Below are 8,773 nucleotides of genomic sequence, written 5' to 3'. Positions count from 1 at the left end.
CAGCGACCCGCGTTTGCTTTTGCTTTTGCTTTCTTCTGTTGATTCCGTGGTGGGACGCCGCCGCAATGTGTCCGTGGCCGGGTGGGTGGGTTGCGCAGGGGCGTGAGCCGCATGGATGCGGCGACCGAGCTTACATGGACGTACTTGCAGCGCCCCCTGCGCGACCCATCCACCCGGCCCCAACTGATGGATCCACTGGGCGCGACCCACCACGAGGGGCTCTGCCGTTGGCCGTCCTACTCGATCCCCTCACGCTCGATCGGCACGCTGCGCGGATTCTGCATGTGCTCCCGCGCCGCGCCATAGCGCTGCTGCCGCTTGTGATGGAACACCACGAACTCATCCCGCGGCAGCGGCCGCGAGAACAGCCAACCCTGCGCGAACTCGACCTTCCGGGTATGCAGATACGCCAGCTGTGCCTCGGTCTCCACGCCCTCGGCCACCACCCACAGGCCCAGCTCCTTGGCCATGTCGATGATGTGCGGGGTTACCGGGCTGGTGGCGCTCTCGGTGTCGATCGCATCGATGAATGATTTGTCGATCTTCAACGCGTCCAGTGGCAGCTGTTCCAGGTACTGCAGGCTGGAGAAGCCGACGCCGAAATCGTCAATGGCCACGCTGTGCCCGGCCCGACGCGCCTGCGCCAGCATCGTGCGGGCGCGGTCCAGATCCAGGAAGCCGCGCTCGGTGGCCTCCATCCAGATCTGCTGCGGCAGGATGCCGCTGCCGGCCATGTGCTTGGAGATCATCTTCAGCGCACGGCCGCTGCTGATATCTTCGGCGGCCAGGTTGATCGCGATATGCGCGCTGCGGTCGGCCACCAGCAGTTCACGCATGTCGCGCACCACGTTCTCGATCACCAGATCGGTGACCGCGCCGATCATGCCGGCCTCTTCGGCCAGCGGAATGAACAGGTCCGGCCGCACCTGGGTGCCATCCGGGCGCTGCCAGCGCACCAGCGCTTCGGCGCCGACGCAGATGCCGGTATCCAGCTCGATGATCGGCTGGTAGTGCAGGTACAGCTCGCGGCGGCGGATCGCTGTGGCCAGCTCGCCGCGCAGGGACAGGCGGCGGCGCGACAGCCAGATCACCAGGCCGGCACCGGCAGCGGCCAGCAGAACGCCGATCGGCACGAACAGCCACGCCTGCTGGCGGAAGGTCGCGGCAAGCGCGGTACGCGGCATGGTCGCGATCGCCAACCACTCTTCGTTGCGGGCGGTGGCATACAGGGTGTGGTGGTCCAGGCCTTCATCGGGGGCGCGCAGCAGGGTCTCCAGCAATGCCGGATCCATGCCGTCCTGCCTGGCCAGGAGACGCCCATCGGGGCTGGCCAGGGCAAGGCGCACGTTCGGGTCGGCGATGACATCGACGAAGCGGCGCGGATCGACCAGCACGTCGTAGTTGCCGTACAGGATCGACAGGACCTGGCGCCGTCCGCTGGCCTCGGGGCGCACATCCACGGCGATGCCGGCGCCATCACTGGTGACGTGGTCGGCCTTGGGCTGGTTGACGTCGGACAGGAACGGCCCCCACGACGTACAGCGCAGCTTGCTACCCTCGAAGTAGCCCATCTGGTCGACCGACGGCGAGGTCATCACCAGCGTCTGCATGCGCCGGATATGGTCGGGCCCGCAGGCGTCGTGGGCGCCGACCTCGGCCGACTGCAGTGCCGCCAGCGCTTCCTGGTAGGACTGGTCGGCGCGGCGCAGGGCGCGACCGGCGATGTCGCGCAGCCGCTGCTGCTCGACGCTGACTGCACGGTCCCAGGTGGCATAGGCCATCACCGCGATCGGCACGGCCGCGGCCAGCAGCGCCAGCGCGGTGCCACCAATGATCACGCGTAGCCGACTCAAGGCCGGAGCTCCAGCGGGGCGGGCAGGGCAGGGCACATGGTCAGGCCGATCCTTGGGCAGGTGCGGCTATCTGAGCATGACGCCGGGCCGGGCGGAATGGGACAAATCCGGTATTCGGTCACAATGTGATGAAAGCGACCATGATTGACGCAATCGGGCCGTCCAGCGCTGGCGCTCCGGGCCGGGGAGGACTAACGTCGAACGCTTCGCCCGCCCCAGTGCACGCCCATGACCGAGCCCGCAACGCCCCCCGAGCACCTGCGCCGCAGCCTGTCCAACCGCCACCTGCAGCTGATCGCCATCGGCGGTGCCATCGGCACCGGCCTGTTCATGGGCTCGGGCAAGACCATCAGCCTGGCCGGCCCGTCCATCGTCTTCGTCTACCTGATCATCGGCGCGATGCTGTTCTTCGTGATGCGCGCGATGGGCGAGCTGCTGCTGTCCAACCTGCAGTACAAATCCTTCATCGATTTCTCCACCGATCTGCTCGGTCCCTGGGCCGGCTTCTTCTGTGGATGGACGTACTGGTTCTGCTGGATCGTCACCGCCATCGCCGACGTGATCGCGATTGCCGCCTACGCGCAGTTCTGGTTCCCTGGGCTGGATGCCTGGATACCGGCACTGGCCTGCGTGCTGCTGTTGCTGGCACTGAACCTGGTGACGGTGAAGCTGTTCGGCGAGATGGAATTCTGGTTCGCGCTGATCAAGATCGTGGCGATCTGTGCGCTGATCATCACCGGCGCCGGGCTGGTGGCGTGGGGCTTCACCTCGCCCAGTGGCCACACCGCGTCGTTGTCGAACCTGTGGAATGACGGCGGCATGTTCCCGATGGGCCTTGTCGGCTTCTTCGCCGGTTTCCAGATCGCGGTGTTCGCTTTCGTCGGCATCGAGCTGGTGGGGACCACCGCCGCCGAAACCGCAGACCCCGAGCGCAACCTGCCCAAGGCGATCAACTCGATCCCGGTGCGCATCATCATCTTCTACGTGCTGGCGCTGATCGCGATCATGGCCGTCACCCCGTGGCGCCAGGTGGTGCCGGACAAGAGCCCGTTCGTGCAGCTGTTCGTGCTGGCCGGCATTCCTGCCGCGGCCAGCCTGATCAACTTCGTGGTGCTGACCTCGGCCACGTCCTCGGCCAACAGCGGCATCTTCTCCACCAGCCGCATGCTGTACGGTCTGGCCGAAGAGGGCCACGCACCGCGCGGGTTGTCGAAGTTGTCGCGCGCCGCAGTGCCCGCCCGTGGCCTGCTGTTCTCGTGCCTGTGCCTGCTGGGCGGCACGTTGCTGATCTACCTGATCCCCAACCTGGTGACCGCCTTCACCCTGGTGACGACGCTGGCCACCGTGCTCTTCATCTTCGTCTGGTCGCTGATCCTGGTGGCCTACATGGCCTACCGCCGCCGCTACCCGGAACGCCACGCCGCCTCGATCTTCAAGATGCCCGGTGGCGTCGCCATGTGCTGGGCCTGCCTGGTGTTCTTCGCCGCCGTGCTGGTGCTGCTGAGCCTGCAGGCCGACACCCGCCAGGCGCTGGTCGCCAGCCCGGTGTGGTTCGTGCTGTTGGGCGTGGGGTATTGGGTGCGGCGGAGGACCGCGAAGTAACCCAGCGTTTGTGTTCCATCGATTGATCCAGAGATCTCTCTGGCGTGGGGTCAGAGACCGTTGCGCAGCAACGGGATCCGACCCCCGCAGGAAATCGGCCGTTGCCGTTGCTGTTGAGGTTGCCGGCCAGCGGCCGGCACTACCACGGGTGCAGGGCGCAGCCCTGCCGACCCCCATTCACCCAGCATTAGCGGGCGCGGCCGGATGATCCGGCCGCCATGTCCCGTCGCCCTCTCCTGCTTGCGCTGTTGCTGCTGCCCAGCCTGTGGCCCGGGCTGGCCGCCGCGCGTACGGTCTACCGCTGCGTGCAGGGCAACACCGTCAGCCTGGCCACCGCGCCGGAACCCGGTTCACGCTGCACCCCGAAGGAAATCGACGACAACGCCATCCAGACCCCGAATCTGTGGGGCAACATGGGCGTGTTCAGCGGCGTGCTGTACGAGCGCGAGCAGGATGGCGCGCTGGTCTACTCCACCCGCAACCTGCCCGGCTCGCGGGTGTTCCTGAAGTTCACCATGGCCACGCCGCCGGGTGAGCCTGCCCACGAAGGCCTGGGCAAGGTGGGCAAGCCGCAGCTGGCGCAGCATGCCAAACAGTTCAAGGCCGCCGCCAAGGCCACCGGCGTGGATGATGCGTGGCTGCGCGCGATCGCCCATGCCGAAAGCAACTTCGATGCGCTGGCGGTGTCCAGCAAAGGCGCACAGGGCGTGATGCAGTTGATGCCGGACACCGCGCAGGAGTACGGGGTGAATGATCCGTTCTCGCCGCAGCAGTCGATCGATGGCGGCGCCCGCTACATGCGCGCGTTGCTGCGTCGCTACAACGGTGATCGGCCGCTGGCAGCGGCCGCCTACAACGCCGGCATCGGCGCGGTCACCCGCTACAAGGGCGTGCCGCCCTATGCCGAAACCCTGGCCTACGTGGACAAGGTGATGGCCCTGTACGCACGCTACCGCGAGGCGATGGGCATCCGTAGCGAGGTGCCGGCGCGCTAGGAGGGTGGTGCTGCACGCACGTGGTTCTACATGGGAGCTTGCTCAGCGCGAGGTGGAGGTGCTGACCAGTTCGTAGCGTTCGATGCGGCCCAGGCGGGCAACCTCGGCCTGCACGTCGGCGCGCTGCTTCAGCGCACGCCAGGCCGCATCGATCTTCACGTCACCGGGCAGCGACGGATAGGTGCGCATGTCCTGCAGGCTGGCCAGCGTTTCACCGCGTTCAACGGGTGAGCGCAACTGTTCGATCAGCACGGCAGCTGCGCCGTCGAGATTGCCCTCGTCCAGCAGCATCTCGCGCTGGAACAGGCGCGCGTCATCGCCCTGGGCCAGGATCGCTGCACGCGCGGCCTGTTCGGCCTTGGCATCGCCACGTTCACGGGCGGCAACGAACCGCAGCAGTGCCTGGGCCGCCTTGCCGTAGCCGGCCAGGCCCGGCATGTCATTCACTGCCGTGGCGGCATCCTGCATGCGGCCCAGCGAACTGAACACGAAGCCGACGTTGAACTGGTGCTCGGCACCATCGGGGCCCAGTGCACCGATGCGTGCGGCCAGCTTGGCTGCCGCCAGCGCATCCTCGTTGCGGCCCAGCCGGCGCAGCGCGGTGAGCCGGCTGTTGAGCAGCCATGCCACCCATTCGGCTTCTGCCGCCGAAGGCGCCTCGCCTTCGGCGGCCGCAGCGGCCATGCCATCGGTCAGCGCCAGCACTTCCTCGTTGCGGTCCAGCATCAGCAGCGTGCTGCTGAACTCGGCCATGCGCGCGTCCAGCGCCCGGTCGAGCAGGCCGGAAACCCGCAGTTCGTCGAGGTGCTTCTGTGCAGCCTGCACGGGATCAAAGCGCGGGTTGGCGCGGTCGACATAGGGATCGAAGCGCTTGTCACTGCGCAGCCGGATGATTTCGGCGGGCGCGGAGATGCGGGCCAGGGTCGCGGGGATGGCCTCGCCACGGCCGTTGTCGGCCTGCAGCGTGGCCAGTGCCAGCCACAGTCCGGTGGGTTCCAGGCCGCCGCTCTTCCAGCCGTTGTCGAACAGTGCCTGCAGCAGTTCCATGCGCTGCTGCGGCTGGTCCCGCAGGCGGAACTGCAGGTAGTTGATCGCGTGGTGGTCCACCGGCAACGGCGCGTCGGCATGCTTCAGCGCCTGCACCAGGTGCTTGGTGGCAGGCGCCGGTTGGTTCTCGGACAGTTCCACCGAGACCAGGGTCAGCAGGATCTGCGCATCGTCCGGCAGTGCCTCCTGCGCGCGCTGCAGATAGCGGCGAGCCTGGTCCGGCTTCTTCTGCACCATCGCGGTCCAGCCGGCCACCTGCGCGGCGCGGCCGCGATGTTCAGCATCGAAGTCATCCAGCATCGGATCTTCCATCAGCCGTTCCATCGCGATCAGTGCGCCCAGCGTGTTGCCACTGCGTGACTGCTGGATCGCCTCATCCCATCGCGTGGCATAGGCCTGGTGCATCGCATCGGCGGTGACTGACGGCTTCTGTGGTGCCACCGAGATCGAGGCGGAGGCCGGCGTGCTGGCCAGTGCGGCCACCAGCAGGGCGGCGAGGGGGAAGATGCGGGGCATGGAGGATCTCCATCCGTGGGAAGAGCATTGAACCCGCTGTAGCCAGGGAGAACAAGCGCGACGCATGGAACTCTGGTATCCGGCAGTACGTTTGGCCTTGGCGGATCCTGCGTTCAGCGTCTATTGTCGGTGTCTCTTCAGACAGCAGGCAGGCAGCGCAGCACGATGGCACGGTGGCAATGGATGGCGGCAGGCGTAGCGTTGGCGACCGTAGTGGCACTGGCCGCGACCTGGTGGGAGACGCCGCTGCATACGCCGGCTGAACCGGCAGGTCCGGTTCCAACGCCGCTGGCGTGGACCGCGCAGATCGAGCCGCTGGCCGGCGATGGCCACCCGGGTGACCGCGATGGCGCGTCCGCGCAGGCGCGTTTCGCCGATCCGTACGCGTTGCTGCGCAGTGCCGATGGCAGCGTCTATTTCACCGATGCCGGTGACAACAACCGGATCCGTCGCCGACTTCCCGATGGCCGCGTTGAAACGGTGGCCGGGCAGGGCGAGGGGCGTATCGATGGCCCGGCACTGCAGGCCAGTTTCAATACGCCCTCGGGCATCGCCGCCGACGCGCAGGGCAACCTGTATGTGGCCGACACCGGCAACCACGCGATCCGCCGTATCGGCACCGATGGCCAGGTGACCACGCTGGCCGGTGGCGAACAGGGCTACGCCGATGGCCCTGCCGCGCAGGCGCGCTTCGATGCACCGATGGGCATCGCGGTGGACGCGCAGGGCCAGGTCTATGTGGCCGACACCTTCAACGACCGCATCCGGGTGATCGGTACCGATGGCAACGTGCGTACCCTGGCCGGCGGCGAGCGCCCGGGACTGGCCGATGGCCTGGGCGCCGCGGCGCGCTTCGATACCCCGGTGGCGCTGGCCTTCGATGCGCACGGCGCGTTGCTGGTGGCCGACCTGTTCAACAACGCGGTGCGTCGGGTCGGTGCCGACGGCACGGTCAGCACGCTGCTGGGCGATGGCGGCGTGATCAATGGGCCGCTGTCGCTGGCCACCACGCACGACGGCGTGCTGTACGTGGGTGACCTTGATGGACGCATCGTGCAGGTGACGCCGCAGGGCCACCAGATCGCGCTGGTGGGCAACGGCCGCCTGCCGCGCCTGGCCCGCCCCAGTGGCCTGGCGATGGATGCCGATGGCAGTGTGCTGGTGGCCGATTCCGCCAGCTATCGCCTGCACCGCCTGCGCCCGCTGCCGGTGGGTGACCTGCCGGCACCGGCGCTGGTCGGGCCCGCTGCCGATGCAGCATTGCCGGACACCGGTGGGCGCTGGCCATTGGCACCCCAGGATGGCTGGCATGAAGTGGTCGGCACGCTGGGCGAAGTGCGCGGCAACTTCAAGGGCGAGAGCCGCCACCACCTGCACGGCGGTTTCGATGTGCGCGGCGATGTCGGCCAGACCGTGCTGGCGATCGCCGATGGCAAGATCAGCAGCCCGGTAGCGGCGTGGAGCCTGGGTGGGCAGGCCGAGGGCCTGGCCGTGGACCGCCTCAAGTACATCCACATGCGGGTCGGCCGCACACCGCGCGACCAGCCGTTCGATGCGCGCTGGCAGGCGCTGTACGACGAACAGGGCAAGCTGGAGCGGATGCGCGTGCGTCGCGGCACGCGCATCCACGTCGGCGATCGCCTGGGCAGCATCAACAACCAGGCGCACGTGCACCTGGCGGTGGGCACCGGCGGCTTCGAAACCAACGCCGTGGCGCTGGGCTTCCACAACTACGCCGACCACTTCGCACCGCGCATCACCGATGTGGTGCTGCTGGACGACAACGACCAACCGCTGGCGGCCGGCAGCGACGGCGTGGTGATGCTGGCGCGGCAGGGCCGCGGCGTGCAGATCGTGGTCGAGGCCTGGGACCAGGTCGACAACAACCTGCCGCGGCGCCGGCTGGGCATGTACCAGGTGGGCTACCAGATCCTCGATGCTGCCGGGCAGCCGCTGCAGGGTTATGAGCAGCCGCGCTGGAACATCGTGTTCAACCGCATGCCGCCGCAGACCGAAGCGGTGCGCGTGGCCTACGCACCGGACAGCGGCATCACCGTGCATGGCAGTGCGGTGACCCGCTTCCGCTACCTCGCCACCAACACCGTGCGTGACGGCCTGATGGAAACCGGGCGCTGGCAGCCGGCGGCATTGCCACCGGGCGAGTACACCGTGCGCGCCAGCGTGCGCGACTACAGCGGCAACGAAGGCGTGGGCCCGCGCGAGATCAGGGTACGGCTGCTGCCATAGCCGCAGCCGGGGCGCCGCAGCGTTCGCGCTCGGCGTCCATGTCTTCCAGCGGCCGCACCTCGATGCTGCCGAAGCGTGCCCACGGGAAATCGCGGGCGATGCGCATGGCTTCGTCGCGGTCGCGGGCGACGATCAGGTTGAAGCCGGCCAGCAGTTCGCGGGTTTCGGCGAACGGGCCATCCAGTACACGGCTGTGGCCATCGCGCACGCGCAGGGTCTGCGCGGTGTCGACCGGCTGCAGCTTCTGCGCGGCCAGCAGCGTGCCTTCCGCCTGCAGTTTGTCGGCGTGGGCGAGGCAGTCGCGCATCAGCGCGTTGAATTCTTCGGTGGGCAGGGCCTGCAGCAGGGCAGGCTCGATGTAGATCAGAAGCAGGTACTGCTGCATGGGACGGTCCTGGCGGGGGCGGGGTGTCCATGATGGCGCAGGTTTGCCTGCCGGCATGCTGCAGCGCGAAAGGCCGCCTGCGGCGGGCGATCGGCGAACGGCGGAGCCCCTCCGTGGTGGGGTGGGTT

6 protein-coding genes are annotated in these 8,773 nt (G+C 68.0%); 3 read left to right on the top strand and 3 right to left on the bottom strand.

Translation table 11 applies throughout. From position 1 onward, the window contains the following. Positions 1–236: 236 nt before the first annotated feature. A complete protein-coding gene (locus N7573_RS21985; protein ID WP_279913746.1) occupies positions 237–1,853 on the bottom strand; it encodes an EAL domain-containing protein in 1,617 nt (538 codons plus the stop codon). 228 nt (positions 1,854–2,081) lie between these two features. Between N7573_RS21985 and cycA the strand changes: the two genes are divergently transcribed. After that, positions 2,082–3,455, top strand: a complete 1,374-nt coding sequence (cycA, locus tag N7573_RS21980; protein WP_049399140.1) for a D-serine/D-alanine/glycine transporter — start codon at positions 2,082–2,084, stop codon at positions 3,453–3,455. A gap of 218 nt (positions 3,456–3,673) precedes the next feature. Continuing rightward, positions 3,674–4,450 (top strand): lytic transglycosylase domain-containing protein, encoded by a 777-nt coding sequence (locus N7573_RS21975; protein WP_279913745.1) that lies wholly within the window; start codon positions 3,674–3,676, stop codon positions 4,448–4,450. 42 nt (positions 4,451–4,492) lie between these two features. Here the strand turns inward: N7573_RS21975 and N7573_RS21970 are convergent, their stop codons facing one another. Then, a complete protein-coding gene (locus tag N7573_RS21970; protein ID WP_279913744.1) occupies positions 4,493–6,013 on the bottom strand; it encodes a hypothetical protein in 1,521 nt (506 codons plus the stop codon). 165 nt (positions 6,014–6,178) lie between these two features. On the opposite strand from N7573_RS21970, the gene N7573_RS21965 reads away from it, so the two are divergent. Beyond that, positions 6,179–8,260 (top strand): NHL repeat-containing protein, encoded by a 2,082-nt coding sequence (locus tag N7573_RS21965; protein WP_279943286.1) that lies wholly within the window; start codon positions 6,179–6,181, stop codon positions 8,258–8,260. Here the strand turns inward: N7573_RS21965 and N7573_RS21960 are convergent. Continuing rightward, complete coding sequence (locus tag N7573_RS21960) at positions 8,238–8,645, bottom strand: YciI family protein (RefSeq protein WP_004153945.1); 408 nt, start codon at positions 8,643–8,645, stop codon at positions 8,238–8,240. The two genes, N7573_RS21965 and N7573_RS21960, sit on opposite strands and share 23 nt — an antisense overlap. Positions 8,646–8,773 lie beyond the last annotated feature (128 nt).

The sequence above is a fragment of the Stenotrophomonas sp. GD04054 genome (genome assembly GCF_029836955.1).
Lineage (GTDB): Bacteria > Pseudomonadota > Gammaproteobacteria > Xanthomonadales > Xanthomonadaceae > Stenotrophomonas > Stenotrophomonas maltophilia_A.
Note: the sequence above shows the minus strand (reverse complement) of the source record. Positions and strands in the feature narration are given on the sequence as shown.

Bases quoted from the DNA above. Each gene is read 5' to 3' on its own strand.
- N7573_RS21970 (WP_279913744.1), bottom strand. From the start codon at position 6,013: ATGCCCCGCATCTTCCCCCTCGCCGCCCTGCTGGTGGCCGCACTGGCC.
- N7573_RS21965 (WP_279943286.1), top strand. From the start codon at position 6,179: ATGGCACGGTGGCAATGGATGGCGGCAGGCGTAGCGTTGGCGACCGTA.
- cycA (WP_049399140.1), top strand. From the start codon at position 2,082: ATGACCGAGCCCGCAACGCCCCCCGAGCACCTGCGCCGCAGCCTGTCC.
- N7573_RS21960 (WP_004153945.1), bottom strand. From the start codon at position 8,645: ATGCAGCAGTACCTGCTTCTGATCTACATCGAGCCTGCCCTGCTGCAG.
- N7573_RS21975 (WP_279913745.1), top strand. From the start codon at position 3,674: ATGTCCCGTCGCCCTCTCCTGCTTGCGCTGTTGCTGCTGCCCAGCCTG.